The sequence below is a fragment of the Lentibacillus sp. CBA3610 genome (genome assembly GCF_013373365.1).
GTDB lineage: Bacteria > Bacillota > Bacilli > Bacillales > Amphibacillaceae > Lentibacillus.
The window spans coordinates 586,592-612,406 of sequence record NZ_CP035925.1 but is presented as its reverse complement, the minus strand read 5'-3'; the positions used below and the strand labels follow the sequence as shown (position 1 = coordinate 612,406).

General features: G+C 41.0%; 29 protein-coding genes, 2 pseudogenes and 1 riboswitch. Of the genes and pseudogenes, 14 read left to right on the top strand and 17 right to left on the bottom strand.

Features of this window, described 5'->3' with window-relative positions:
* Window positions 1-84 precede the first annotated feature (84 nt).
* The 7 genes from Len3610_RS03145 to Len3610_RS03115 all read right to left on the bottom strand — a co-directional run bounded on the left by Len3610_RS03145 (window position 85) and on the right by Len3610_RS03115 (window position 6,198).
* On the bottom strand, window positions 85-429 hold the full coding sequence (locus tag Len3610_RS03145; protein ID WP_176446677.1) for an SCP2 sterol-binding domain-containing protein: 345 nt from the start codon (window positions 427-429) through the stop codon (window positions 85-87).
* Between the two features lie 438 nt (window positions 430-867).
* On the bottom strand, window positions 868-1,008 hold the full coding sequence (gene sspO / locus Len3610_RS03140; protein WP_176446676.1) for a small acid-soluble spore protein SspO: 141 nt from the start codon (window positions 1,006-1,008) through the stop codon (window positions 868-870).
* 123 nt (window positions 1,009-1,131) lie between these two features.
* Window positions 1,132-1,821 (bottom strand): LrgB family protein, encoded by a 690-nt coding sequence (locus Len3610_RS03135; protein ID WP_176446675.1) that lies wholly within the window; start codon window positions 1,819-1,821, stop codon window positions 1,132-1,134.
* Window positions 1,814-2,179, bottom strand: a complete 366-nt coding sequence (locus Len3610_RS03130; RefSeq protein WP_176449532.1) for a CidA/LrgA family protein — start codon at window positions 2,177-2,179, stop codon at window positions 1,814-1,816. Before Len3610_RS03130 ends, Len3610_RS03135 begins: the two co-directional genes overlap by 8 nt.
* A 170-nt stretch (window positions 2,180-2,349) precedes the next feature.
* Entirely contained in the window at window positions 2,350-3,774 is a 1,425-nt protein-coding gene (locus tag Len3610_RS03125; RefSeq protein ID WP_176446674.1) for a sodium:solute symporter family protein, read from the bottom strand.
* Window positions 3,775-4,023: 249 nt separating this feature from the next.
* Window positions 4,024-4,120: riboswitch (TPP riboswitch) on the bottom strand.
* Window positions 4,121-4,269: 149 nt separating this feature from the next.
* Complete coding sequence (locus tag Len3610_RS03120) at window positions 4,270-5,037, bottom strand: polysaccharide deacetylase family protein (protein WP_176446673.1); 768 nt, start codon at window positions 5,035-5,037, stop codon at window positions 4,270-4,272.
* Between the two features lie 243 nt (window positions 5,038-5,280).
* Window positions 5,281-6,198: a LysR family transcriptional regulator gene (locus tag Len3610_RS03115; RefSeq protein ID WP_176446672.1), complete on the bottom strand. Its 918-nt coding sequence runs from the start codon at window positions 6,196-6,198 to the stop codon at window positions 5,281-5,283.
* Between the two features lie 144 nt (window positions 6,199-6,342).
* Here Len3610_RS03115 and Len3610_RS03110 point away from each other — a divergent pair, with 144 nt between their 5' ends.
* The 7 genes from Len3610_RS03110 (at window position 6,343) to Len3610_RS03080 (ending at window position 11,495) form a co-directional block, all read left to right on the top strand.
* Window positions 6,343-7,461, top strand: coding sequence for an MBL fold metallo-hydrolase (locus Len3610_RS03110; RefSeq protein WP_176446671.1), 1,119 nt, complete (start codon window positions 6,343-6,345; stop codon window positions 7,459-7,461).
* A gap of 2 nt (window positions 7,462-7,463) precedes the next feature.
* Complete coding sequence (locus Len3610_RS03105) at window positions 7,464-8,276, top strand: zinc-dependent alcohol dehydrogenase (protein ID WP_176446670.1); 813 nt, start codon at window positions 7,464-7,466, stop codon at window positions 8,274-8,276.
* A 257-nt stretch (window positions 8,277-8,533) separates the two neighbouring features.
* Window positions 8,534-9,124, top strand: coding sequence for a transposase (locus Len3610_RS03100; RefSeq protein WP_176446669.1), 591 nt, complete (start codon window positions 8,534-8,536; stop codon window positions 9,122-9,124).
* A 13-nt stretch (window positions 9,125-9,137) separates the two neighbouring features.
* Window positions 9,138-10,064, top strand: a complete 927-nt coding sequence (locus tag Len3610_RS03095; protein ID WP_176446668.1) for a transposase — start codon at window positions 9,138-9,140, stop codon at window positions 10,062-10,064.
* Window positions 10,054-10,227 carry a hypothetical protein gene (locus Len3610_RS03090; protein ID WP_176446667.1) on the top strand — a complete coding sequence of 58 codons (174 nt, stop codon included), beginning with the start codon at window positions 10,054-10,056 and terminating at the stop codon, window positions 10,225-10,227. The genes Len3610_RS03095 and Len3610_RS03090 overlap by 11 nt, the downstream gene beginning before the upstream one ends.
* 239 nt (window positions 10,228-10,466) lie before the next feature.
* A complete protein-coding gene (locus Len3610_RS03085; RefSeq protein WP_176446666.1) occupies window positions 10,467-10,841 on the top strand; it encodes a zinc-binding dehydrogenase in 375 nt (124 codons plus the stop codon).
* A 282-nt stretch (window positions 10,842-11,123) separates the two neighbouring features.
* On the top strand, window positions 11,124-11,495 hold the full coding sequence (locus Len3610_RS03080) for a DUF1360 domain-containing protein (RefSeq protein ID WP_176446665.1): 372 nt from the start codon (window positions 11,124-11,126) through the stop codon (window positions 11,493-11,495).
* 42 nt (window positions 11,496-11,537) lie between these two features.
* On the opposite strand, the gene Len3610_RS03075 is transcribed toward Len3610_RS03080, so the two are convergent.
* The 4 genes from Len3610_RS03075 to Len3610_RS03065 all read right to left on the bottom strand — a co-directional run bounded on the left by Len3610_RS03075 (window position 11,538) and on the right by Len3610_RS03065 (window position 13,924).
* Entirely contained in the window at window positions 11,538-11,987 is a 450-nt protein-coding gene (locus tag Len3610_RS03075; RefSeq protein WP_176446664.1) for a PTS sugar transporter subunit IIA, read from the bottom strand.
* A gap of 175 nt (window positions 11,988-12,162) precedes the next feature.
* Complete coding sequence (gene rhuM / locus Len3610_RS20525) at window positions 12,163-12,411, bottom strand: RhuM family protein (protein WP_255259764.1); 249 nt, start codon at window positions 12,409-12,411, stop codon at window positions 12,163-12,165.
* Window positions 12,378-12,587, bottom strand: a complete 210-nt coding sequence (locus Len3610_RS20520) for a virulence RhuM family protein (RefSeq protein WP_255259763.1) — start codon at window positions 12,585-12,587, stop codon at window positions 12,378-12,380. Before Len3610_RS20520 ends, rhuM begins: the two co-directional genes overlap by 34 nt.
* A 143-nt stretch (window positions 12,588-12,730) precedes the next feature.
* Window positions 12,731-13,924: a DUF4317 domain-containing protein gene (locus Len3610_RS03065; RefSeq protein ID WP_176446663.1), complete on the bottom strand. Its 1,194-nt coding sequence runs from the start codon at window positions 13,922-13,924 to the stop codon at window positions 12,731-12,733.
* A 178-nt stretch (window positions 13,925-14,102) separates the two neighbouring features.
* Between Len3610_RS03065 and Len3610_RS03060 the strand changes: the two genes are divergently transcribed.
* Entirely contained in the window at window positions 14,103-14,399 is a 297-nt protein-coding gene (locus Len3610_RS03060) for a hypothetical protein (RefSeq protein WP_176446662.1), read from the top strand.
* A 90-nt stretch (window positions 14,400-14,489) separates the two neighbouring features.
* Here Len3610_RS03060 and Len3610_RS03055 read toward each other — a convergent pair whose 3' ends face one another.
* Window positions 14,490-15,380 (bottom strand): RpnC/YadD family protein, encoded by an 891-nt coding sequence (locus Len3610_RS03055; RefSeq protein ID WP_176446661.1) that lies wholly within the window; start codon window positions 15,378-15,380, stop codon window positions 14,490-14,492.
* A 299-nt stretch (window positions 15,381-15,679) separates the two neighbouring features.
* Window positions 15,680-16,291, bottom strand: coding sequence for a DUF6361 family protein (locus Len3610_RS03050; protein ID WP_176446660.1), 612 nt, complete (start codon window positions 16,289-16,291; stop codon window positions 15,680-15,682).
* A 208-nt stretch (window positions 16,292-16,499) separates the two neighbouring features.
* Here Len3610_RS03050 and Len3610_RS03045 point away from each other — a divergent pair, with 208 nt between their 5' ends.
* Window positions 16,500-17,213 carry a DUF3862 domain-containing protein gene (locus Len3610_RS03045; protein ID WP_176446659.1) on the top strand — a complete coding sequence of 238 codons (714 nt, stop codon included), beginning with the start codon at window positions 16,500-16,502 and terminating at the stop codon, window positions 17,211-17,213.
* Between the two features lie 1,414 nt (window positions 17,214-18,627).
* Window positions 18,628-18,777 (top strand): globin family protein, encoded by a 150-nt coding sequence (locus Len3610_RS03040; protein WP_176446658.1) that lies wholly within the window; start codon window positions 18,628-18,630, stop codon window positions 18,775-18,777.
* Between the two features lie 357 nt (window positions 18,778-19,134).
* Here the strand turns inward: Len3610_RS03040 and wrbA are convergent, their stop codons facing one another.
* From wrbA to Len3610_RS03020, 4 genes and pseudogenes are all read right to left on the bottom strand, one after another.
* A complete protein-coding gene (gene wrbA / locus Len3610_RS03035; RefSeq protein WP_176446657.1) occupies window positions 19,135-19,794 on the bottom strand; it encodes an NAD(P)H:quinone oxidoreductase in 660 nt (219 codons plus the stop codon).
* Between the two features lie 474 nt (window positions 19,795-20,268).
* Window positions 20,269-20,430 (bottom strand): annotated as a pseudogene (locus Len3610_RS03030) (flavin reductase family protein); the annotation flags it as partial.
* 59 nt (window positions 20,431-20,489) lie between these two features.
* On the bottom strand, window positions 20,490-20,888 hold the full coding sequence (spxA, locus tag Len3610_RS03025) for a transcriptional regulator SpxA (RefSeq protein ID WP_176446656.1): 399 nt from the start codon (window positions 20,886-20,888) through the stop codon (window positions 20,490-20,492).
* Between the two features lie 116 nt (window positions 20,889-21,004).
* Window positions 21,005-21,433 carry a MarR family winged helix-turn-helix transcriptional regulator gene (locus Len3610_RS03020; protein ID WP_176446655.1) on the bottom strand — a complete coding sequence of 143 codons (429 nt, stop codon included), beginning with the start codon at window positions 21,431-21,433 and terminating at the stop codon, window positions 21,005-21,007.
* Window positions 21,434-21,826: 393 nt separating this feature from the next.
* Here Len3610_RS03020 and Len3610_RS03015 point away from each other — a divergent pair, with 393 nt between their 5' ends.
* From Len3610_RS03015 to Len3610_RS03000, 4 genes and pseudogenes are all read left to right on the top strand, one after another.
* The gene (locus Len3610_RS03015) at window positions 21,827-22,567 is read left to right on the top strand and encodes a gluconate 2-dehydrogenase subunit 3 family protein (RefSeq protein WP_176446654.1); all 741 of its coding nucleotides are present in this window, start codon (window positions 21,827-21,829) and stop codon (window positions 22,565-22,567) included.
* A gap of 27 nt (window positions 22,568-22,594) precedes the next feature.
* On the top strand, window positions 22,595-24,331 hold the full coding sequence (locus Len3610_RS03010) for a GMC family oxidoreductase (protein WP_176446653.1): 1,737 nt from the start codon (window positions 22,595-22,597) through the stop codon (window positions 24,329-24,331).
* A gap of 51 nt (window positions 24,332-24,382) precedes the next feature.
* Window positions 24,383-24,574, top strand: a complete 192-nt coding sequence (tatA, locus tag Len3610_RS03005; RefSeq protein WP_255259762.1) for a twin-arginine translocase TatA/TatE family subunit — start codon at window positions 24,383-24,385, stop codon at window positions 24,572-24,574.
* Between the two features lie 318 nt (window positions 24,575-24,892).
* Window positions 24,893-25,811 (top strand): annotated as a pseudogene (locus Len3610_RS03000) (DUF3231 family protein).
* Window positions 25,812-25,815 lie beyond the last annotated feature (4 nt).

The following is a 25,815-nucleotide window of genomic DNA, read 5'->3' as shown; positions in this document are numbered from 1 at the left end:
GCTGATTTTCCCTTATCAAGATCGGGCGCACCGATATAGCCTCATGCCAGACGCGCCCGTTTCTCTTGCCATTTCCAGTCCGGACTAGCTCTTCTGTTTATTATACGATGCGAGTATATCCTGTAATTTCAAAGCAAGGCCCATGTTCCCCTTAATCTTCAGACGTCCGCTCATGAATGCCTGAGTTCCGTTAAGTTCGCCGCGGGCCATCTTTTCAAAGTCGTCTGAACTCATATGAAGCGTGCAATCGGATGATTCCTCCGCCCCTTCTGCTGTCTTGCTGTTTTTCCCCTTCAATATGAGCTGATATTTGGTCGACTCATCACCATCAAGCTGAAATTCATATACCGCTTCAACCCCTTTGGTAAGGCTCGGATCGGCTTGCAGTGCCTTATCGATCTCCTTGAAAACATTTTTTACATCTGCCATTTGTTTTCCTCCTTTAAATTTTCATGAATCAGAGTTGTGAAGACTACTTACATACAGCATATGTCCTCACTCTGGATGAAACAATCCGTATTATGTCGGGTATTTACCGCGGCCGCTAATATCGATTCCGAACATTGTCCGTGTTTGGAAAATTATACTAATACAGCAACAAAAAAAGAGAGTTTCATTTCACTCTCTATAGCACTTTTTATTAAACACCATTTGTGGTGATTTGGCTATCCCGTGATTTTAAGGGGGTATAGTAAAAATTCAGAAAAGACCAGGCCTAACCTCGTCTTTTCAGAGGTCAGAGGCCGGAAGTCAGATTGGAAGAAATCGGCGAACTAGCCGATTTCAAGATTGAAGTCTTCATCTAAAATGTTATACTTTCTGACGTTGCAAAAAAGAGGAATGGCTGAAACCACTCCTCTACATGTTTTACTGCCGCTTTTTCGTTTTCTTGTTGTTTGCCTTTTCCATTTCAGTTAACGGCTCATTGGCAAATTCATGATCATATTGTCTCGTGAGATTCTTCCGCACCGCCTGTTCATCATTCGTTTTCTTTTTATCATTTGCCATTTCAAACACCTCCGCGCATAGTTTGACCTAAATGGAGGCTATTTAACAACATGTGCTTGTTTCCAAAATGTTTCTGTACTCGATATCGTATTAATTCTCCTTACATTTTTCGGATAAAAGCGCCTAGATCCACCATCCAGCAAACAATGGCGCCATCACCGATACCGCAATTGCACTCACTACCATGGCGATGGTACTCACCGAACCCTCCAACGAATCACGCTCCATGGCAATGGCCGTCCCGATAGCATGACTCGCACTTCCGATACCGACACCGGTCCCGATATAATGATGGACACGGGTAAATTTAAGAACAATCGAACTGAGCATAGAACCGCCAATGCCTGCAATCATAACAAACACAGCAGCCAAAGACTCGATTCCTCCCATTTCGGATGCCACTTCCATTGCAACTGGGGTCGTTGCATTTTTTGGGATAAGCGAATAGATGATTTCCTCACTCACACCTCCCCATTTGCTTAGCAGGATGCCACTGGAGATGCCTATTACTGCACCGATAACGGTTCCTGTCAGAATAGGGAAGGTCAGCTGCTTCAGCGTATCCCGATGCACATACAAAGGGTACGCCAAGGCGACTACGGCGGGTCCGAGAAGATGATTGATCCAGCCCCCGCCAATCATGTAAGTCTCATACGGGATTTGAAAGAAGAGCAAACTGAAAACCAGTATCACTGTCGCAATAATGACAGGAGCCATGAACGTGTAGCGCCATTGCTGGTAAACCTTCAGCCCAATGAAATAGCAGACAATCGTCCCAATCACTGCCGCTAAGCCGATGATAAGGTTATTCATGACTGTGACTCCTTTCTTTACGCTCGATCAGTAACTGGCTCACATGCCCCGCAGATACCATCACCATCAGTGTACTTACAAGACCAATGACGACCAGCAATAAGCCTTCCCCTGAAAACAAATCCAGATAATTGATAACACCAACCGTTGCCGGAATGAAAAACAATGCCAGATGCTTGATGAAAAAACGTGCGCCATTCTCCACCCAAGGAGCTTTAATGATACCTGTCATCAGCAGGATAAACAGAAGAATCAGACCAATGACACTTCCCGGAATAAACAGGTCAAATACCCGCTGGACCCACGTTCCCATTATATAAATGACATATAGCACTCCGATATGAAGGGCTATTTTCATAGCATTCACCAATCAGGGTCACCTCATTTTTCCTTCCATACATATACTTACATGCCATCCAGTATAGCAAAAAATCCGGATTCTCAGTGACCTTTATTGAGGTTTCCGCATGATTATCCGAAGCCCCAATTTCCGCCTGAGTATTGACCTTATTTTACTTTCGTCTCCATCTATACCGTTTCGTTTTGGTCATTCTGTTTTGTGAAAAACGTTACAATCAGCAGTATTGCGATTGATAACGGTAAACCGATAAAAATAGGATGTAAACCAAACGGATGGCCTAAAACCTGCCAAATGACGGCTGTAACGAGACCTCCCCACATTGAGGCAACACCAGCGGCATTCGTCACGCTTTTCCAAAACAAACCAAACATGACGGGCGCCAATAGACCTGAGACCGACATCGCAGTACCAGTTACCATCAAGTTAACCAATTCCGGAATTGTCAGGGCTGCCACAAGTGCAACAACTGATACGATCAAAACGGAAATTTTACTATAAAACAACATTTTTTGATTATCAAACTGTTTAACGTTCGGTCTGATCATATCATTTACGATAGAGGATGAACCTGCTATAAAGAAGGAGTCTGCACTTGATATAACGGTTGCCAATAGCACAACAAGCATCACAACAACGATAGAGAATGGAAAAACATCTTCAATAACGCCATAATAAATGAGTGCCGGATCAATATTTTCCAACCTTAAACCATATCGACTGATTACACCGATTGCAACAACAAACGCAGCTGTTAAAATAGCAATGATCATGGAAATCCAATAGCCATTCCTCGCTGTCTTGACATTTTTAGCTGCCCAAACACGCTGCCAAAGATCTTGTCTGATAAATTGATAAACGCCCAACGTCAAAAGATAGACGAGAATTTCACTTGTTTCAATATTCATAATGCTCATCATATTTTCCTGATTAACAGAACTGGCAAATCCGGAAATTTCATCCCAGCCTCCAGCGGCTATAAGTATTGTTATAAACAAGAGGATGATGCCCAATGTTTGAATTGTCCCGTGAATAACATCTTGCCAAATAACAGCCTTCAATCCGCCAAAATAAGTTTTTAATGTTAACAATGCCCAACCGATAAAAATACCTAACGTCATATTTAACCCGATAGTCAAATTCAGTATCGTGGCAATCGCAACAAACTGCATACCGGTCATGGCACAATATGAAAATAAAAAACTAATGACAGTCGGAATACGAGCTTGTTTACCATAACGCAAGGACGTATAGTCACCCACCGTGACCATGTTATGATTTTCCCCCAGGCGTCTGATCTGCTTGAGCAGAAATAATGCAAAAATAATGACGGAAAAAAGCATCGTGATATTGATCCACTGCTCCCCCATCCCTAATATGTAACCATTCTCCATATAACCCAATAATGTTGATCCGCCGACACCTGTTCCGATAAATGTTAAAATGATGGGGAAAAGTGAAACTGATCTGCCGGCAACATTATAATCTTCATATGTTTTCGTTTTCCGATTCATGTACAAAGCCAGTACAAACAGAAAAATAAAGTAAACTAAGACAATGACTGCTAATAAAACCCGTTCTTCTCCACTAAACATATCATGACTCACCTCTATAAAATTCGAATATCGTCCAATCTAACAACAATCCTGGAATAAGAATACTTAACAGAATTACTAAACGGAATTTTTCTTAAAATGCTTCTAAAAGACCCTTCTTATAATTTCAACACGACCTTTATCCAAAGCAGTTAACACAGAATCTTTAAACTTCAGCTCTGTATGATCAGAACCAAATAAAAAAAGACCACCCCACGGAGTGATCATGATTGATCTATGCAAATAGAATCATCAATGAAGTCACTTCCCTGCGCCAGCATTAACTGTATCAGGTTCCAAGGGTCAGGGTTTTCCCCTCTCAGCCGCAGCTCCCCTAGTAAGCTATTATTTAATTCTATCGTCGAGTATAGCATGATATTGAAGTTATTGGAAAATAAAAGGAATTCTCTGTTGCGTTTTCCGGCCACCAAATACATAACCAAAACCGACTCTCTACTTCCAGTAAATCGATTTTGGCTTGATTAGCTGATGTTATCACTTTGCTTCACTGATATTGATTAATTCAGGAATTGTCACAAATTCTATTCCTTGTTGCTGTAAACGGGGAATAATTTCATGTAAAGCATTCACGGTACCTGATAAATCCATTGTCCAATCACCGCCATCATGCATGAGTATGATGGAGCCCGGCATGGTATTTGCTAAAACATTGTCGGCAATGACATCAGCGCCCAATTGCCTCCAATCCATGGAATCAACGTTCCAGAGAACCACCGTGTTGCCCATCTGTCCCAGCAATTCGACAATTTCCCGGTTTAAACTGCCATAAGGTGGCCGGAATAATCTGGGACGGAAACCCAGAATTTGTTCAAGCGTTTCCTCTGTTGACGTTACTTCCCATTGAACTCTTCCCAGACTTTCTTCAGTTAAATTGGGGTGCCAATACGTATGATTTCCGATCGCATGTCCTTCAGCATTAGCTCTCTGCACAATATCAGGATATTCAGCCGCTCTGGCACCCATCAGGAAAAAAGTAGCGTTGACTTGATATTGATTCAGAACATCCAGCACTTGTGGTGTAAAGCGGGTATCCGGACCATCATCAAACGTTAAAGCTACTTTATTTTCCTCAAGTGAACCTCTTAAAACAACAATGTTGGGGTATTCACGCTGCAAGATTGAATTCGCAACTGGATCAGGCTCTCTGCCAATACTTTCTGGTCCTCCCTCTGGCTGGCTTTGCGTCATCTGCCTATAGGGATCATTCCAATGCCACCAGGAATTGCCATAACGATTATACATATTCGAACCAACCTCCTTTTCTTCATATTCACCCATATCTTTTACTATATGAAGAATGAGGACTGGTAGTGACACAAGCGGATAGGACTGTCATATAAGAATCATCATTACTGAAATTGCTAAAAAACTGTTTTTGTTTGTAATGTTTCGTTCTCAGACAAATTCTCTCTAAATTTGGCCATGTATACAATAAAGCTCAACTGGGAATCCTTTTGATGGCTCCACTATCTTTAGCAGCAAATTTTATGAATGATTCTTTAGCTCGATCATATCTAACGTCAGCCTTGAAACAAAATTTCTTATAATGGTTGTATTACGTTTTGTTTTTGACCAAACCAAAGCCATTCCCGGATAATTCTGCTCAAGATTAGAAATTTCGACCGGAACAACCTTTCCATTTACAACATTGGAATCACTTATAACGGTATAATCCGGAGCTATTGTTATAGCCAAATTTTCTATGACAGCATTACGGATTGCATCTTGATTGTTTGTTGAAAACAAAACATCTACTGGGCCAAATCGAGCCGTAAGATTGTTAACAAACTCCCACATCCGATCATCATTATATATAACAAGTGGGTGCCTCCGAATTTCCTGTGGTGTAACAGCGCTGGCGAAAGCTAAAGGCGAATTTATACTTGCAGCCACGATCATCTGTCCTCGAAGCACTACTTCAAAAGCAATATTTTGGTCTCTCATTTCCTCCCCTTCCATACTTAGACCAATAAGTCCAATGTCGAGCTGATCTTGTTTAATATTTTCCACAATATCCTGTGATGCTTTTTCTGAAATCTCAATGCGCATATTTGGATAATCTTTTTTAAACGCCGATAAGGTTTTAGGCAGATACATCAATGGACTCGGAATTGTTCCTACTCTTAATTTACCGTCCACTAAGTTAAGGTTCATATCGGTCTCCATTCTTAGTTCTTCTAGCTTTTCCAATGTTTCTAACGCCTTTTTGATGATCTTGTTACCTCTATCTGTAGGAGTAGTACCAAGTCGTGAACGTTTAAATATTTTCACGCCTAATTCTTCTTCTAAACTCGTAATCGCTTGACTTATAGCTGACTGTGTAATATGCAGCTTCCGGGAAGTAAGTGATAGTGAACCCAATTTTGCTACCTCAACGATGTATTCCAACTGTTCAATTTTCATATAGACACCTTCTTTCCATTAATAATACTTAACGAAGCATCATTATAATTAAATATACATGAAAGAAAATGATTTGTATAATGTAATTAGAAACTTCTGAAAAAATCTGCTTACATACTGCATCATCAACAAGGAGGGGATATCATGAAAATAACGGAAAGTCTTGAAGAACAGACCATTTTTCAGCAAATAACGCATTTTGAAGAAGCCCATAAGGACCACAACCCGGGCAGACAATTGCAAAAAATTAAAGAGACTGTACCAGATTTTAAAGAATGGTTTAAAGCAACCGGTAAGGCGTCGGCATTTCAATCATTTGACCTGATTAAAATACCTTACCCTAAAAAATATGGGCTTTGGCGCGCGGGAAGGAGTCCGGCACCTTTTATATGGTTTACCAATAGAATGTTTATTGTCCAATGGGAGGCACAGGGACGTACCTGGACATTATTGAATGAACCATCTGAAACGGAATTAGATGAAGGAACGCCTTTCTATTCCGCTTTAATTGAAAAATATGGCGACTTTTTGAGCAAAAGCGTCTTAACCAAAAGGTATGGAACGGTGGAGGGTTATTTAAATGAAGTTGCTCTCAAACCGGAAGACGTAGATTTTATCACATTCGATCATCTCCACACCCAGGATATTCGTCGTTGGTTAGGTACGACCAAAGCCCAGCAGGATTTAAGTCCAAATAAGCCCCTTGAAGCTTATTTTCCGAACGCAAAGCTTATCGTCCAACAAAAAGAATGGGACATCCTGCCATGTCTCCATCCATTACAAAAAATATGGTATCAGCCTGAAACATATGAAGATATCCCGATGGATCGAATTTTATTTACAAATGGGGATGTACTGCTGGGCCCTGGTGTGGCTCTTATGTATACCCCCGGACATACACAAGGTAATCACTCACTCGTAGTCAACACAGATACAGGCATATGGGTGAGCAGTGAAAACGCGATTGCGGCCGAATGTCTTGTACCGGAAGAAAGTGGCATACCCGGTTTAAAGCATTATGCCAAACATACCAAATTTGACATCGTTATAAACGGCAACACGCTTGAGAATACATCACGGCAATACAATTCCCTGGTGCAAGAAAAACTTATGGCTGACCCAAACCGGAAAAACCCGAAGATTCCACAGTTTTTTCCAAGCTCGGAGCTGACTCCCAGTATTTTTTCAATTGGAACCAAACCCTCTTTTATGCACAAAAAGGTAGCATTTGGTACGATTAAAAGGCCGGAAGATGGAGATTAAACATGAAAGCAATCGTTTATGATTTTACTATTCCGAAATACATTACCGCAAAAGCACTTGGCAAACACTTCCCTTCCTTATATTATGGGAAGCCTTCCGCGCTATCACTAAGGGATGTTGAAGAACCGGAACTGCCAAACGATAACTGGGTGAAAATAAAGCCGATTTTATCTGGTGTTTGTGGGTCAGATATGGGTGCAATATTCTATAAAACTTCTCCATCACTCACCCCATTTAACTCATTCCCGTCTGTTTTAGGGCATGAAGTGGTAGGCTTGGTGACTGAAGTTGGGGGTGATGTAAGAAAGGTAGAAGTTGGGCAGCGGATTACGATTGATCCCTATATCAATTGTGAAGTTCGCGGACGAAAAACCCTTTGCCCAGCATGCAGACAGGGAATGCATAGCTTATGTCGATATAAAGCCGGTTCAGCTAAATTGGGCCCCGGGATGATTCTTGGATTTTGTAAAGATCTCCCCGGCGGATGGGGTGAGTCACTAGTCATTCACGAATCCATGGCCATCCCCATTTCGGATACGGTATCCGACAAGGTGGCAGCTATGTCCGAACCATTAAGCGTTGGCTTACATGCAGTACTTCGCCAGCCGCCAAAAAACGGCGAGCACGTGCTAGTAATAGGTGGCGGTATGATTGCTTATTCTGTCATTGCGGCCATCCGCCTGCTTGAAATAGACTGTCACATTACACAGTTGAGTCTGCTGTCGTACCAGAAGGAAATGGGATTAAAACTCGGTGTCAATGAAGGGTTAATTAGCCGGGAAGACCTAGGAGCCTTGGACAGAAGTATGCCGTAATTTATGTAAAATAATGTATATTCGATAATTGATTAAAATTGCTTTAAATATGCTTTGGATGAAATCGCCTAATACCCTTTCAATGCAGGGTTTATAAGGTTTTAACCATAGAAAAAGCACTCTTTTAATGGTACAATGTTTTTTGAGAGAAAAACAAACCAACGAAGAGTGCTTTGATTTCATTGTACCTTATTTTGTTTAAAAACGCCACAGTTTAGCCACTCTTCGTTGGAATCTCAAAAACGAGGAGAGATTAAATGGCACAACGAAACCCTGATGCCCCTAATCAGATTGTTCTTTTCCAGGAATTATTACAGGACAAGATTGAACATAAGCCACATGCTGCCCGGTTCTTTTCGTACTTGGCAGAGGAGTTGGATCTGACCTACTATGAACGCTTACGAATGGGGGCGCCACCTTACACCCGCCGTATCGTAACGGCTGTTATTTTTTACGCCATGTACCATGGACATTATGCAGCTCAGAAGATCTGTCGGTTTGCCGAGGACAGTATTGGCGCACAGTGGATATTATCCGGCATGCGTATGCCAAGTTATAAAACAGTAGAACGAACGATAGATGCTCTTTTGGCTGAAGTGGACCGCCTTTTCATTCAAGTCATTGGAATCTGTGAAGGGTTGTCCCTGATTGGCCGACAACGCATGCATATTGATGGTACAAAAGTCAAAGCCAATGCCTCGAAGCACAAAGCGATGAGTTATGAGCACCTGACAAAGAAAATCGATCGCCAAACAAACGATATGGAAGCATTATATGACGTTATTAAACCATACATAGATGAAGTGGAGCAGATGCCGGACCATAAGCTGAAAGGCTTGTATACATGAACAGGCGGAGCAAGTGCAGCGTCTTTTGCGGAAACAGCATCAATCAGAATTACAACAAAAGGAACAGCAGGTATTCAACCTCGATTCAGAGGTAGAGGAAACCGAAACGAAGCATGGTTACGATGAAGAAGTGTTAAAATCCAGTTGCCCTGTTTTAAATGATGTGCCAGCGGAATCATTTGAACTGACAGTGGATGTCTTGAACGACGTCGCATTTACACAGGATCAAATTCACACGATGGAACAGGCAAAAACAACACTGGAGCAAAAGTGGCAAGAGGAAAATGGGAATAAAAAGATCCCACCAGGAAAACAAATCAATTTTACAGATCCAGATTCAAGTATCATGCTTACGAAACACCATGGTGTGCAGCAATGTTACAACCATCTCGCCTGGGTTGATGTCAAAGCGCATATTATCCTTGGTGCACATACAAGCAACAATGCTTCCGATCAACTTGGGTTACAACCAACGTTGGAACATGCGGAAAAAATGTGCGGCTCGTTAAAAGACATACAAGCCGGCGCCGATGCCGGTTTTTTCTCAGCCAATAATATTGCTTTCATGAGAAGGAAAGGGACGGACTTTTATGCCTCGTACGCCGTAGCGAAATCCCCGTATGCCAAGGATAAGTTTGCGTATGATGCACAGAGTGATACCTACACATGCCCAGAGGGCCAGATGCTTTCACGGCAGAAAACAAAGAAATCAGGAAAGATTGGAGAATACAGCAATAAAAGAAGCCTGCCAGTCCTGCCCGCTAGCCCGCACTGTACGAAAGGCAAAAGACGGTATTCGGAAAATAAGAAAGGGATATGGAAAATGACCCTATCAGGGAAGAAGCGAAAGCGAAGGCTGACAGTGAGAAAGGTAAAGAAAATTCTGAAACAGAGAAAAGCGTCCCGGACCTGTATGGGGCAACATTCAAGTGCAGGATGAGTGGAAACAGATGCATGGACGTGGGATGGACAATGCTTCACGTGAATTCAAATTGCACTGCGTCATGCACAATATCCGGAAAATCGTGAAAGTCTACTTTAACAGTCCGTCGTATCATGAAACCGTCCACCAGAAGGAACAATTATACAAGGATACCGGCTAATAAAGCAGACTTAATGAGAGGAGGTGAATAACGTTTTCGCTCAGAAATTAAAAAATAACATAGTGAAGCTTATTTGGTGTGCCTTTTTTAAATGTCCTCTAATTCTTACATTAAACAAGCCAAAATGAAAACCCGGGCGTTTTTTTAAAGAAAACTTTTGTCCAAGACTCCTAGAAGATACCGTGTTAAAAATGCCCGAAACTTCAAAACATAAACCTACTATTGGAAGAGATGTTTTTATGGGAGGATTTGACAGCATCTATGACTGTATTGGTAGTAAAGAGAGCCTTGATGATAGCCTTAGACTGGCACGCGAACGTGGGAAAGTGACACTGGTGGGCTGTGCAGGAGAAATTAAAAATTTAGATTGGTCCTTTGTATGGGCTAACGAGCTTTCCGTATTAGGTACACATGCATATTCCAAGAAGGAGTATTGGCAAGGAGTAACAATATCCACACAAGAACTGCTATTCAATTTAATCCAACAGCATCAGGACTATCCACTTGAACAGCTGGTTACGCATGAATATTCATTACACGAGTATAGGGAAGCAATAGTAGCCAACGTAGACCGTGCGAGTTATAAATCGATTAAAACACTATTTCATATTTAACTACCAGTGCCAACTAGCCGCGGCAAGTCATTGTCACGAATAGTTGACATATTCGATTTTTGCAATTATTAATGACACAGCCATTATCATTATCTACCATTGGATTATACAAGCAGTCTGTCATCTTCGGCTCCATAAAATTCCTCAAACTACAAAAGAGGTGCTATTCAGATTGTAGAGAAAAGCCGTATCTTTCTATTTGTGCAGACTCAGGGTCAGACTCTCTGTTTAAGATAATTAAATAAGGTAAAACTAAGGGAAAAACTCGGAAGGATATTTCTTATGGAACTGGAATTAACCTGGATGGCGTTAATCATGCTGATACTTGCCAGCTACCGGCTGACCCACCTAATTGTATTCGATAAAATAACTGAATTTATCCGCAAACCCTTTTTAACAAAAAAGAAAGTTTCAAAAGATGAAACGAAAACGGTACCCAAATCGAATATCGGCTATCTGTTGACCTGTTACTGGTGTGCTGGCATATGGAGTGCCATATTTCTTTGTTTGATATATCTGTGGATTCCCAATATCGCCCAATATGTGATCTTTATCCTGGCCATTGCCGGCGGTCAGGCGATACTTGAATCATTTGTCGGCGTGAATATCAAACGTACGGCGTTGTATGCTGAGGAAACAAAAGAACTGAAATAAAGGGACAGGCCCCTTCCATCGGACGCCTGCCCCTTTATTTACCTATCCATGTCTTTGAATGAGCTGTTTCAATGAAGACTTCTTTCCGTCCCAACTGGCCAGTCCCTGATTGAACCTGTCATCCTCAAAGCAAGTGAACAAATTCTGTATCAATGTTAGATGTTCACTGGACTCCGGGGCTGCCAGCATAAAGACAAAAGAGACCTTCACGTGTTGATCAGGGTCTCCCATTTGCGCGAAAACAACAGGATTCTTCAGCGGAGCAACCAGCAGTTGACGCTTGATAGCATATTCCGAATCTGTATGCGGAACGGCAACACCATAGGGATGCACCGGCAACCCGGTAGGCAACGCCATCTCCCGTTCCATGACTTTTTCCGGAAAATTTTTCTTCGCAATTCCCTGAAACACCAGGAAATCACCCATATACTTCAGTGCTTCTTTGTCAGTCGATATGTCCAGCTTCATGACCTCGATTTCAGACTTGTCCATCTTTATCTCCCCTTAGCCACATTTTGGTGATACACTGCTTTCGGGCAAATAACCTAATTAGATAGAAATCGTGCCAAATGATGATTTATACTTTCATAATATACGATAAAACATTTAGTGTATATAGCGTGATAAGTGGAATCCCAAACAGCGTGGTCGTTCTTCCTGCACCGGATCAGACCTCAGCGACATAATCCTCACCAAAGTTTCGCATCTCTTTCAGACGGTCATCATCCATTGTGAATCCTTTTACAAGATATTCGTTTAGGCGCTCAGTTGCCCACTGTCGAAATTGTGTACCACGATGGGAACGAACGCGGTAGCCGATTGCGATAATCATTTCGTGGTTGTAGTGTTTGGTTTTATATGATTTCCCGTCTTTTGCAGTCGTCAAGTAAAACTTGACAACTGATTCTTCTTCCAACTCACCTTCTTCAAAATATTTTTAATGTGAAGAAGACTTGCATTCTGCTTTGTTGATTGATACAATTCCGCAATTGCCTTTTGCGTCATCCAGACCGTTTCATTCTCCAGTCTGACATCGATTTTTGTGTTGTCGTCTTCGGTTTGGTAAATCAGGATGTCTGTTTCATTAGTCATTTCCATCCCTCCACCGTCCTAAATGCGCTTACTCTTGAATGATTATCCTATTAATTATTGTACTATAAAAATAACCTGAATGCAAACGTTTGTTCTCATATGGGCCAACAAGTTTATCATAGTTTCCCAGCCGCTTCACCGTATCATTCATCTTCCTCAGGCGCTTTTTGAAACAATGCTTCTGGAATCATTTCAAAGCCCTCGATAACCGTATTTTCTTCCACTTCCATCATTAAGAAACGTTTGCCATTTAAATGAACCTGGCGTACATGGCTTAAATCTTGCGGGCTAATCGATATATTCGCGATTTTCGTCTCAATTTTAATAGATTTTGAATCATATTTCGGGACAACGTTGTTTGCTTTAAATTCATATGTTTCGTCATCAATGACCGTTTTAAAAGCAGACGCCACCTTTTCCGTGTTGACATCTTCAATTCCACTGCTTGATAAAACGTTCTCGACATCTTTAACGTCCAATGTCGGCCGATCGTCCCCTTCATTTTCTTCCGCAACCTGATGAATCTCGTTGTATACGTTCGAAAGTGTGGACGTATTGATTGCCTGATCACCAGCAACATTTTTTACAATTTCCTCAAAAACCAATTTGTCCTGTGCAGCCGTCATGATTTCTTCCGCATTTAAGACATTTTCGATAAAATGATAATCCGGTTCATTCTTCTTCCCTGCTGCATACAGGATATGGTTGACGTCTGAAGCATTATCCGTGATCGATGGAAATAAAAAACCTGACATTGGTGCTTTCAAATTGATAATCGGATCGACGACGATATTATACTTAAATTCCTTTTCAACATAATCAAACAGCAATTCTTTTTTCGGATCCTGTGTTTTGTTCACACTGCATAACAGAAACGGATGGGAATAAACGGTGTCGCGCTCGCTTTCTTCTGACTCTTCGCTCATGTTTTTCATCGGCTTCATATATTCACCGCGAATAAACGTGACGACAATATCCATTTCGTATTGCTTGTCCTTCAGCATTTTTTCCACAAGCTGAAGCATTTGCGCTTTCCATTCTTCTGTATCATTGCTTAAGAGGGCCTGATGGAGAATGAGCTGACTGTTGTTGTCTACATCACGCTGAAACTTTAACTCAAATAACTTTTCATCCAATTGGCCTGTGAGCACTTTTTTAAAATTTTCCATGAATAATTCCTGCTGCTCCTGTTCCAGCATTTCAAACGGCATACTCTGGTGGTGATAAATCTCGCTCGATTCTTTCATGATGTATACATTGAAAATATCATGTATGGTCAATAAATCATTATCCACCTTGAATTGTTTACGGATATTGGCAATATCATTTTTATCCAATGTTGTTCCACTCCCAGTGTGATAGTCGGGTGCGTTTTTCGTGCGCACATTCTCTTATTCTATCATAGAAGATGGATGGTTTGCTTGGGGGGTTAAGAAGAGATTTGAAAAATACGCTGACACATCATAAAATAATAGTAATTCATAATGACGTTTTGATACGGAAGGAGACCTTCAAATGTTCAGATGTGCATGGTGTATGAAGAAAATCGGCGACAACGAGCCATTACACGCCATTAATGTTAAGTTTAATGAGTGGATTGACTACTCTGACAAGGAAGGTGAAATTGTTCAGGTTTACTTGAATTCAAGGCAGACAAGCGTTCCAATGATTGTGACAACAGCTGATTCTGAAGCCAAAAAACATGGACAAGACGGTTTATTTGCAGTCTGCACCAAGAAATGCGGCGAGAAAATGAAAAATACCCTTGAAAAAGAAATGGACATGTTTAAAGGCTATTCGGATATGGAATGATGGTGAATGGTCTCTGGCAGTGACTGCTGGAGGCCGGTACTCACTTGTTTTCGAACCGGCCGGGGTAATCTTATCTAAATTCCATGCGATTCATCTTTCTTTCAATGCCTCAATTTCTTCATGATCTAACCCAGTTACTTCTGCGATAAAATCAATCGATGATCCTTTATTCAGCATTTTGAAAGCTACTTCTTTTTTTTCTTCCGCTTTCCCTATTTCTTTTCCCTTTTCTTTCCCCTTCTCTTCATACGAAATCGGGATTTCCATAATTTTGTCCGCTTCATCCATACGTTTGATTTCATCGTTCAATTGTATTTCCTCCGTTTCATTTAATATTAAATACTTTTCGAAAAACCCGTATACCAATCGCTGTTTTGCGGGGTTCAACTCCATTTCCACAAGCATCCTGAGGAATTCTTTTTTCACTTGAACCTTTTCATCATCCGTGTAGCCCATTTTGCTTATTAACGCTGCTGCCGCAGGATTATTAGACTTTATAAATTCCCGCCAGTTCTTTTTTCGCAAATGCAGTGTTAAATAGTTAAATGTCAGTACATTTAAAAAAGGAAATGTCATGGTATACTGTTTCTTTTCCCAGTTTTCATTATAACTGAATACCGCTATTGGAATAATCGGCTTGCGATATTTGTGATACAGCAAACTAAAATACTGATACATGCGCTCATGGAAATTAGTCTGCTTCGTACTTTGGGGTTCTACATGAATAATGATAACGGCTTCAGTTTCTTTCAGAGTGGTTTCTACAACAATATCAAGTCTGCGGGTATCTCCTTCCATCAAGTCGGTAAAAAATTCTTCCGATAATGGCTTGACAGCATGAAAATCAATCATATCATGCACTTCCGGAAAGAACGCATCGAGGAACTCCTCGAAAAAGGTATGAATTAAATCTTTGAATAGTTGGTCATGATGGATATAGTCTGAGGAAGACCTTTCCTTAACCAGTGCTAATTGGGGCATTTGTGCACTTCCTTTGTGGTTTTATGAGGAGGCATGACTTGGGTGAGGTATCTGCATTTAGTATACCAAAATAACTGAACATAAGAAAGATTACAGTATGCCATAATGTACACTATTATAATATTAGCCCATGATAAGGAAATTGAGACAATCAGGGGTATATCGAATATGTAATGATTGGGCTGCTTAGCGAACGGTGCCTGGCACTGTTCGCTAAATGATGCTTCATTTATAATAATATTGCATATATCTACTATATTCTATGAAACGCAATATTGTCATTAAATCTTTCGGACCATCTAATGCGCTTCATCATAGGAAAGTTCCATCGACAAGTTATGCTTCCACCCTGACTCAGGCAAAATACATTTCCAAAATGTACCGCTATATGCACCATCTTTATTGTCTGTATCATCCCGTTCCTCATTACCGTAAGTATTCACTAATTCTTTGTTATGTTTCATCCGGAAAACTGCTTTCGCATAATTTGTCAGTGAAAGTGATTCATGCCGGAAAATCCCATATGTCCGCAGACCATTCCAATAGATATTGGAAGGTTTACGCTTCAGGCTTGTCCCTGCACGACCGCCAATCACACCACTTTTTCCTTCCTGATTCAGCGTATCAATTAAAGCTACCTCTTGATCCCCAAGTTTCTTTAATAGATCCTCAGGCCTTGCATATCGTTCCTTCTCCAGCTCCATCAGTAAATATGGAACAATCAGGAAGTATTTCGCCCTTGTCTGGATAGTCGATGTACCCGGGAAAAGAATATCCGCAAATCCATCACGAATCCGGCCTATACCGAGCTCATCCACTGCCCCAGGAGCGGAAAGCGCATCTAATACTGCCATAACCTTTTCCCTGTGTTCACTTGAGTAATCAATCCAGCCAAGTTTTAATTCATTCAATGGTAAAACTCCTTTTATTTTCCAATAAATAACCTATGATTCAAGTGCTATATTACTTTTAATTTTATCTCATATGAATTCGGTTTAAAAGTCAATGCCTTGGAAACATTGGCGATTGAACAGGCCAGGGAATACATTTTATTGTACACCCTGTATTATATAATGATTTATGTAGATTAGATCATAAAATTTTTAGGGGGTATTGATTATGAGGAAACTTATGAAATTTGGATGCTTAGGATTTATAGGCATTATTGCAATTATTATCATAGCAGTCGTTGCTATCGGAGGTGGAGAAACTGACGATACAGCTTCTAATGATACGTCGCAGACAGAGAATAGTGATGACAATAATGCTGACGAAGAAAACACTTCGGAAGGAAACGCCGAAGAAGGAAATGCTGAGGAAGAGAACTCGGGAGAAGCATCTGAAACAGAAGATGACAGTACCATAACAGGAGAAGAGTTTGAACAGATTTCAAACGGCATGACGTATGAAGAAGTTGTTGAAATAATCGGGAGCGAAGGAACAGTTCAATCCGAGACTGGTGAAGAAGACAGTGAATTCCATACAATTATTTATTCATGGGACGGTGCAGATGGTTGGGGTTCTAATGCTATGCTGACATTCCAGGATGGTCAATTACAAAGCAAATCTCAGGCTGGCGTAGGTAATGAATCCGAATCGGATGTCACGATTACCATAGACGAGTTCAACCAATTGGAGAACGGCATGACGACCGATGAGGTTTTCGAAATCATTGGTGGTGAAGGTGAAATAACATCACAAACGGGAGAAGAAGGATCCCAATACCATACTGTAACTTACACCTATTATGGCGAAAGTGGTATGGGGGCAAATGCAACGTTGATGTTCCAAGGTGGAGAGTTAAGTTCAAAATCTCAAATTGGATTAGAGTAAATTGTTAGAAGGTGTACATTTACTTTAAGTAGTTCACTTACCATGGAGAAAATTCAAAATATCAGCATGATTTTCTTATGACATAGCAGCGCGGTGAGGGGGTTCCGATCAGCCGTTGACGTGCTATGTGGATCAGAAAAAGGTTGAAAATGAGAAACGGGATTGAAGGAGGATGGCGATACTGGGGATGGTATCGTCATTTTGTGTTTTTGCCAATTAAGTCCGAAAGTGCACCATGCAGCTTTTAGAACGTCAGAGAGAGCGCTTCTCTTTGCCGAAATGCTCTCGGGATGTGATAGAAATGTCAGAGAGAGAGCGTCTCTCTGACGAAGCACACTCGGGATGTGATCGAAATATCAGAGAGAAAGCGTCTCTCTGCCGAAGCACACTCGGGATGTGATCGAAATGTCAGAGAGAGCGTCTCTCTGCCGAAGCGCACCCGGGATGTGATCGAAACATCAGAGAGAGAGCGTCTCTCTGCCGAAGCGCACCCGGGATGTGATCGAAATATCAGAGAGAAAGCGTCTCTCTGCCGAAGCACACTCGGGATACGATCGAAATGTCAGAGAGAAAGCGTCTCTCTGCCGAAGCACACACGGGATGTGATCGAAACAGCGTCTCTCTGCCGAAGCGCACCCGGGATGTGATCGAAATATCAGAGAGAAAGCGTCTCTCTGCCGAAGCACACTCGGGATGTGATCGAAATGTCAGAGAGAAAGCGTCTCTCTGCCGAAGTGCCTCGGATGGATCGAAACGTCAGAGAGAAAGCGTCTTCTGCCGAAGCGCACCCGGATGTGATCGAAATATCAGAGAGAAAGCGTCTCTCTGCCGAAGCACACTCGGGATGTGATCGAAATGTCAGAGAGAAAGCGTCTCTCTGCCGAAGTGCTCTCGGGATGTGATCGAAATGTCAGAGAAAGGGAGTAAGGCAGAGAAAGCGTCTCTCTGCCGAAGCACACTCGGGATGTGATCGAAATGTCAGAGAGAGCGTCTCTCTGCCGAAGCACACTCGGGATGTGATCGAAATGTCAGAGAGAGAGCGTCTCTCTGCCGAAGCACACTCGGGATGTGATCGAAATGTCAGAGAGAGAGCGTCTCTCTGCCGAAGCACACTCGGGATGTGATCGAAATATCAGAGAGAAAGCGTCTCTTCTCCGATACTTCCGAAAGCAGAGAGAACCTAGCCCTTTTCGCTCCCTCCAAAATCCAGCGATCTGCTGTTATTCAAAGTAAACTAAAAAACTGGATCCCTTTTATAGATGCAGTTAATTTCTTCTTTTTATATGCTTGGTAAAGGAATAAACCCTATTCTTAAAAGGATTGTTCTTAACCAAACCAGGCTGATTGTCCTTATAAGTACGTCAGCACCGTCCCTAATGACGATAGTCTGGATCTAGAACCAACTCATTACGATATGAAGCTAACTGAAGAAGAATTTGATGCAGCGGGTGAAGTATTGGCTGACACACTCGAGCATTTCGATGTGTCAGAGAACGAAAAGAATGAAGTTCTCGATGCCTTCACGGCTCACAAAGACGAGGTTATCAGTGGAACAATCAAATAGTAAAATAATCGTTAAGTTTTATAAATAGGGACTGCTCAAGAAAGATCTTATTAAACGTTATCATAACAGTAAAAAATAGCATACTAAATGTTATGCGATTTAGTATGCTAATGTATTGTGTTTTTATTTTTTCTCTACCGTAATGCAGATTTGGTCACTTTTTTATTTCGGTAAAGCGTTCGTCTGCTGAATTTTATAATTTATTTCAATCAATTGAAAGTTAAGATGCCATGATATACCAAACCGATCATTGACCTGTCAGCCATGAATAATATACTCTTATAAAATTATTGTTTATTTATAAACAAGAAATGTGGAGATAAAGGGATCTCCACATTTCAAAGAATGCAGGACTAATTATTGTTGCCCCTGTTTCACACTGGAAGCAATGGTAACCGTCCGTTTAGCTTGATGTTTTGCCGCGCCTTCAACGTCATCAACCATATTGCCTTCACCATCTATTGCTGTACTTACACCATATGGGTTGCCGCCAGCAGTAAACATGCTTGAGTCGGAATATCCAGGTGGTACAATAATAGCACCCCAATGCATGAGTGAAGTATACAGTGAAAGAATACTTGCCTCTTGACCACCGTGTGGGTTCCCTGCGGATGACATGGCGCTCACCACTTTGTTTATTGTTTTACCGGATCCCCATAAGCCACCTTGCATATCAAGAAATTGTTTCATTTGTGCCGGAATACCACCGAAACGCGTAGACATACTGAAGATAATAGCGTCTGCCCACTCAATATCATCTGAAGATGCCTCTGGTACATCTTTTGTTGCTTGTATATGTTCTTTCCATGCAGGGTTTGATTCGATTGCGGCTTCTGGAGCAAGTTCAGCGGCTTTAACGAGTCTTACCTCTGCGCCATTTTCCTTCGCACTTTCTTCCGCCCATTTTGCTAATTGATAGTTTGTTCCTGTTTGGCTATAATAAACGATTGCTAATTTAACGTTTGACATATTTTCCATCTCCTTTGATTTACCAAATAATTTATCTAAAAATCCCATAATTTATTCCCTTCTTTCTGTTTAATGATGAATATCCTTTATAAGAACCACCTCCTGAAAATTAATGACTTTCAAGTTTTCTCGCTCCCTTTGGCGAAACTTTAATTTTAACGATTTAATACTTCCTAGTTTCGAGATATTTGAGGTGATTTAGATTCGAATTTCTGTTCTTTATCTTTAATGAACAATATTTCCATTCAGTATATTATCAGTTAATATATCTTTAATTCAATATATATGTTTCTATATTGCTATATATTTTATCAACTATCTTATCTTAGTACGACGAGGAAAATGCGATTTGATTATAGTCCTCTATGTCCTTTTCAAATTCTTTTATACTTCTTACTGTATCAAATGGTCGAACCAACTTTTCAATTTCCTCACGTTTCCTCTTAATTGACATCAATTGATGGTAACGCTGCTTCAAATTTTTCTCTTTTTGATTCTAACCAGCTTGGCAGAAATTCCAATCTATTTTGGCCTTTCAATGGAAAATACGTCACCTATCTTCGCGTAGTTCGAACCGGCTAATCGGCTGACCGCAGCAAGCGTTTGATGGTTTATTCGCCCACTTTCGTATATTTTCTCATCTACATGAAACCGAACAACCTTTCCAATCAGAAGATCTGTTCCGATCCTGAACAGGTGTAACACCATAACCCTTGTCATTTAAATTTTCTCTCTTTCACTTTTTAATTAGCAATTTGCTCTTGAGCTTCCTGCAATTGACACTTTCGAACGGTTCTGGGCAGAAACATGCGGATCTCATCTTCGTTATAGCCTACCTGCAGCCGCTTTTCATCAGCAATCATTGGCCTTCTTAAAATGCCGGGGTTTTCCTGAATTAAATTGAATAAATCCCTTATCGGCAGCTGATCAATATTAACGTCAATGTTTTGAAATATTTTAGAACGCCTTGAAATAATCTCGTCAGTTCCATCTTCAGTTAAGCGTAATATATCTTTAATTTCGTCTGAATTTAATGGCTCCGAAAACAAATTTCGTTCTGTAAACGGGATTTCCCGCTCTTGAAGCCATGCTTTTGCCTTTCTGCAGGATGTACAACTTGGTGTTGTATAGAGTGTTACCATAAAACCACCCCTTAATTTTGTTTGGTCTACTTGCACCTTTTAAATTTAATTTGTATATTGTCATTTCATATATCTCGAATACGAAATATATGTTAATAAATATATTAAACCAGTATTTATAAATTTTCCACGTGATAACCGAGTCTTTTCAGTAAGTTAATCGCGACTTCAATTTCTTCGTCCGACCATTCATTAAAAATGGACTCAATTTTCTTTTCATGTTCCGGAAATGCCGCATCCATAAAGTCCTTGCCTGAATCGGTTATAGCTGCGTACATGACGCGGCGATCATCCGTACATGGTCTCCGGCGTATATATCCTTTTTTTTCAAGCTTATCGGCAACATACGTAATACTGCTGCTTGCGACCAGAATTTTCTTTCCGAGCGATTGTATAGGCTGTTCACCTTTGTGATAAAGCAATTCCAAAACAGCAAACTCATTCAGATTCAGACCATACCGGGTCACATCTCTCCTGACAGCATCCTGTACCGATTGCGTTGCCCTGTTTAGAACTGTAAATGCTTTTAGACGATTATTGACCATAATTATTTGTCTCACCTCCATTTATTAAGATCAAATTAATTAATTTATTATTACTTAATTTATTTTGAATTCGTATTATTTTAACTGTTTTTTAGCGTATCAGCATTATCAAATACTGTCAATAGGTAATTCAATTATGTGGAATAGAATAGTATTGTTTTAAGTTTTCTCGGGTAAGCTCATTCATACGCGTATCCCCAAAATAACGCCTTAAAAGATTCCATTGAAACCCATACATATTTAATGTAAGAGGATTCGCTAAATTCATGTGGAAAAAACTGTATACTTATCAAATAATCACGCATACTAAACGTGCGTATTCGATAGGTTGATGGCCAGCCTTAGTTAGAACTATGAAAATTATCCTTATCATTGATGAATGGAGGAATAAAAATGGCAGATGAAAAAGAACAGTCGAAAATGTCCCGCCGCAGATTCATGCGCAACTCCGGTTATGTAGCCGGCGGGGCAATTGGCGGTGGTATTCTTGGTTCACTGCTGGGCACAAATTTACTCGATACAAACCAAGAGACGGCACAAGAAACAAACGACTATAACCGTGCACTGATGTTTTTTACCAGACAGAAAGATTTTGATATTCTCAGTGCGGCTACGGAACGAATTTTTCCGGAAGATGAAAATGGACCGGGGGCTATTGCCTTGGGCGTTCCCTATTTTATTGACCATCAACTGGCTGGATCATACGGGAATAATGAAAAGGAATATATGCAGGGACCTTTTTCACCCGGAACAGATTATCAAGGGTATCAATCACCGCTAAAACGCAATGAACTCTTTCTGGTTGGCATTCAAGCACTGGAAGATGAAAGTATGAATAATTACAACACCACATTCACTGAATTGGAAGGCGAACAGCAGGATGAATTATTACAAGCTTTTCAGAATAATGGTGTTGGCATAAAAGGCGCGACGTCGGCAACTTTTTTCGAAACAATGAGATCAGCCACGTTGGAAGGTGCCTATTCAGATCCACTGTACGGCGGCAATGCGAATATGGATGGCTGGCGAATGAAAGAATTTCCCGGCAGCCAAATGAGTTTTATAGACGAACTTGACAGTGAAGATTTTATCGAAATGGAACCGAACGCATTACGATCCCATATATCGCACTAAAATGATGAAACAAAGGAGGACATAGAATTGGTTACAAAACTCGATAAAGCAGAAGTCGTAACTGTAGGGGTTGGCTGGGCAGGAGGCATTATCGCTGCCGAACTGGCAAAGGCCGGCGTACAGGTTGTTGGACTGGAACGAGGCGGTCACAGAGATACACAAGATTTCCAGATGGTGCATGATGAGTATCGTTATGCCGTACGTTATGAATTAATGCAGGACCTTTCCAAAGAAACGATTACATTCCGAAACAGACCGAATGAAGATGCATTGCCGATGCGTCAATTTGGTGCATTTCTCATAGGGTCCGGTGTTGGAGGAGCAGGCGTTCATTGGAATGGGCATACGTGGCGTTTTCTCCCCTATGACTTTGAAATAAAATCGATGACCGATGAGACGTATGGCCCGAACAAACTTGCTGATGGCCATACACTCCAGGACTGGGGCATCACCTATGATGAACTGGAGCCATACTACGATAAATTCGAAAAAACAGCCGGGATAAGCGGTGAGGAAAATCCAATGGGGGCGCCAAGAAAAAACCCCTATCCAACCCCGCCAATGAAAAGCACGCCAATCCTTGACCGATTTAAGGACGCATCAAATAACCTGGGACTTCACCCATTTATGCTGCCATCAGGCAACTTGTCGGAAAACTATGAGAATCCTGACGGGCAATTTATCGCACAATGTCAGTACTGCGGTTTTTGTGAAAAATTCGGCTGTGAATACGGGGCAAAGTCTACGCCAAATGTCACTGTCATTCCCACTGCACAGGAAACAGGCAACTTTGAGCTTAGAACACATGCAAACGTAACCGAAATTCTGCATGATGACAATCGGGCTACCGGTGTCAGATATGTCGACCTTCAGACCGGAGAAGAATTTGAACAGCCTGCAGATATTGTTGTCCTGACAAGCTATGTTCTCAATAATACAAAGTTATTATTGCATTCCGGCCTTGGGCGTCCATATAACCCGGAAACCGGAGACGGCGTGATTGGGAAAAATTATTGTTATCAAATCATTGCAGGTGCTACCGGATTTTTTAACGAGAAATTCAATACGTATATGGGAGCAGGTTCACTTGGTGCTACAGTGGACGATTATAACGGGGACAATTTTGACCATTCCGAATTGGACTTCATTCATGGCGGATCAATCTCCACGAAACAGTATGGGAGAAGACCGATTCAAAATAATACTGTTCCCGGCGGTACTCCCAGCTGGGGAAAAGAGTTCAAAGCACAGTCCATTAAATACCAAAACCGGTGGCTATCCGTCGATTCCCAGGGTGCATCCATGCCCCATCGCAATAATTATCTGAGCCTTGATCCAACTTATAAAGACAGTTTTGGAAATCCGCTGCTCCGTTTAACATACGATTTCACCGAACAGGATAATCGTTTATTTAAATATATTTCGGATCGAAGTGCTGAAATATTAGATGAGATGGGTGCTGAAATTGTTGAACCGAGAGAGATGACGGATCACTTTGATATCGAGCCTGCACAGAATGATCATATTACAGGTGGTGTCATTATTGGAGGAGATCCGGAAACCTCTGCAGTGAATAATTATTTACAAATGTGGGATGTTGATAATGTATTCGTAATAGGAGCTTCCAATTTTGCTCATAATGGCGGATACAACCCAACAGGCACTGTGGGAGCATTCGCCTACAGGGCTGCAGAGGGGATATTAAAATTCAGAGAAAATAATGGTCAGCTCGTAAAAGGGAAAAATAAAAATAGGATGGCTTAAAACGGTTAATTGTTAACGGCATGTATGTCAAAACAAAAAGGAGTTGTCAAAGTGGGTATTTCCAGTATAGGTATACCGGGATTGATTCTCATTTTAATCTTAGCGTTGATTATTTTCGGACCTAAAAAGCTTCCTGAAATCGGGTCTGCTTTTGGCCAGACACTGTCTGAGTTCAAGAAATCCACTAACAGCATCATGAATGATGAAGAAGGTAAGAAGGGTGACACAGAACAAGAAAAATAGCGGGACTTATTCAGGAATCAGCATAGACGGGCAGTATACTGTCCGTCTATTTTAATTTTATGGGGATTAACCGCATCACTTTCGATTTTTTCATCACAACTACTACTGCCTTAGAATTTAAGTCTCCTTCCTCATCTAATTTATCAATAATATTAAGAGGAAGCTATAAAATGAATAATCTATTCCATAAATCCAAATAATACTGGAAAGTAAAAGGCTGTAGCGGAGGTTTTAAAATTGGAAACGAATGATCCTTTTCAAGATGAATTAACGGCAGCAGAGGTTTCAACGCTTTGGACATCGTATCAAAATGACACCATGATGATTTGTGGATTACGTCATTTTTTAACAAATGTTACCGATGGCGAAATCCGTTCCATACTTGAACAATTTTTAGCGATATCAAACGAGCATCAAAAAAAATTAACTGACATTTTTAATGCTGAACACTATCCGGTTCCCCAGGGATTTACGGAACAGGATGTTAATTTGGAAGCTCCAAGACTTTTTTCCGATCGCATCTACCTTGATTTGATGTTAAATGTATGTAATTTTAGTTTAGCTATTTACGGATTAGCCTTATCCCAAGTTGAGCGGGATGATATCATTCAGTTTTATTCAGAAGCTGTAGACGAAACACAGAAAATGTACAAAATAACAAAAGATACAGCCAAAGCAAAAGACCTTTATATCCGTTATCCGCAAATTCCGAAGCCGAAGCAAATCGACTTTGTCACGAATAATAGCTTTTTGACAGGCTGGCTGGGCGAACGCAGACCATTACTGGGTACAGAGATTACAGCACTTGTATTAAACACAAGAAGGAATGCACTTGGTCAGGCAATTGTTGCCGGATTCGCTCAAGTTGCAAAATCAAAAAAGGTTAAAAAATATTTTGAACAAGGACGTGACATTGCCGCAAAACATCTGGAAGTTTTCTCATCCATCTTAAATGATGAATATATCTCTGATGGGGCCCGTATTATGACATCAGAAGTCACCAATTCAACAACTTCACCTTTTTCGGATAAATTAATGATGTTTCTTGTCACAACATTTACCGGGCCAATATGGAACGTCCATGTCTGTCAGTCCAAGACATGATTTAGGTGTTCATTATGCCCGGCTGATAGCGGAAATAGCCAAATACTCCAATAAGGGAGCGAATATTATGATTGATAATGCCTGGATGGAGCAACCGCCAATGGCAGCTGATCGAAAAAAGCTGGCGAAATAAGGCC

Coding starts and splice junctions, on each gene's coding strand:
- Len3610_RS20520 (WP_255259763.1), bottom strand. CDS start 12,587: ATGACTAATGAAACAGACATCCTGATTTACCAAACCGAAGACGACAAC.
- Len3610_RS03080 (WP_176446665.1), top strand. CDS start 11,124: ATGGAACTGGAATTAACCTGGATGGCGTTAATCATGCTGATACTTGCC.
- Len3610_RS03125 (WP_176446674.1), bottom strand. CDS start 3,774: ATGTTTAGTGGAGAAGAACGGGTTTTATTAGCAGTCATTGTCTTAGTT.
- Len3610_RS03085 (WP_176446666.1), top strand. CDS start 10,467: ATGGGAGGATTTGACAGCATCTATGACTGTATTGGTAGTAAAGAGAGC.
- Len3610_RS03020 (WP_176446655.1), bottom strand. CDS start 21,433: ATGGTCAATAATCGTCTAAAAGCATTTACAGTTCTAAACAGGGCAACG.
- Len3610_RS03115 (WP_176446672.1), bottom strand. CDS start 6,198: ATGAAAATTGAACAGTTGGAATACATCGTTGAGGTAGCAAAATTGGGT.
- Len3610_RS03045 (WP_176446659.1), top strand. CDS start 16,500: ATGAGGAAACTTATGAAATTTGGATGCTTAGGATTTATAGGCATTATT.
- Len3610_RS03130 (WP_176449532.1), bottom strand. CDS start 2,179: ATGAAAATAGCCCTTCATATCGGAGTGCTATATGTCATTTATATAATG.
- Len3610_RS03110 (WP_176446671.1), top strand. CDS start 6,343: ATGAAAATAACGGAAAGTCTTGAAGAACAGACCATTTTTCAGCAAATA.
- sspO (WP_176446676.1), bottom strand. CDS start 1,008: ATGGCAAATGATAAAAAGAAAACGAATGATGAACAGGCGGTGCGGAAG.
- Len3610_RS03055 (WP_176446661.1), bottom strand. CDS start 15,380: ATGCCCCAATTAGCACTGGTTAAGGAAAGGTCTTCCTCAGACTATATC.
- Len3610_RS03015 (WP_176446654.1), top strand. CDS start 21,827: ATGGCAGATGAAAAAGAACAGTCGAAAATGTCCCGCCGCAGATTCATG.
- spxA (WP_176446656.1), bottom strand. CDS start 20,888: ATGGTAACACTCTATACAACACCAAGTTGTACATCCTGCAGAAAGGCA.
- Len3610_RS03100 (WP_176446669.1), top strand. CDS start 8,534: ATGGCACAACGAAACCCTGATGCCCCTAATCAGATTGTTCTTTTCCAG.
- Len3610_RS03040 (WP_176446658.1), top strand. CDS start 18,628: ATGAAGCTAACTGAAGAAGAATTTGATGCAGCGGGTGAAGTATTGGCT.
- Len3610_RS03105 (WP_176446670.1), top strand. CDS start 7,464: ATGAAAGCAATCGTTTATGATTTTACTATTCCGAAATACATTACCGCA.
- Len3610_RS03135 (WP_176446675.1), bottom strand. CDS start 1,821: ATGAATAACCTTATCATCGGCTTAGCGGCAGTGATTGGGACGATTGTC.
- wrbA (WP_176446657.1), bottom strand. CDS start 19,794: ATGGGATTTTTAGATAAATTATTTGGTAAATCAAAGGAGATGGAAAAT.
- Len3610_RS03145 (WP_176446677.1), bottom strand. CDS start 429: ATGGCAGATGTAAAAAATGTTTTCAAGGAGATCGATAAGGCACTGCAA.
- Len3610_RS03060 (WP_176446662.1), top strand. CDS start 14,103: ATGTTCAGATGTGCATGGTGTATGAAGAAAATCGGCGACAACGAGCCA.
- Len3610_RS03075 (WP_176446664.1), bottom strand. CDS start 11,987: ATGGACAAGTCTGAAATCGAGGTCATGAAGCTGGACATATCGACTGAC.
- Len3610_RS03120 (WP_176446673.1), bottom strand. CDS start 5,037: ATGTATAATCGTTATGGCAATTCCTGGTGGCATTGGAATGATCCCTAT.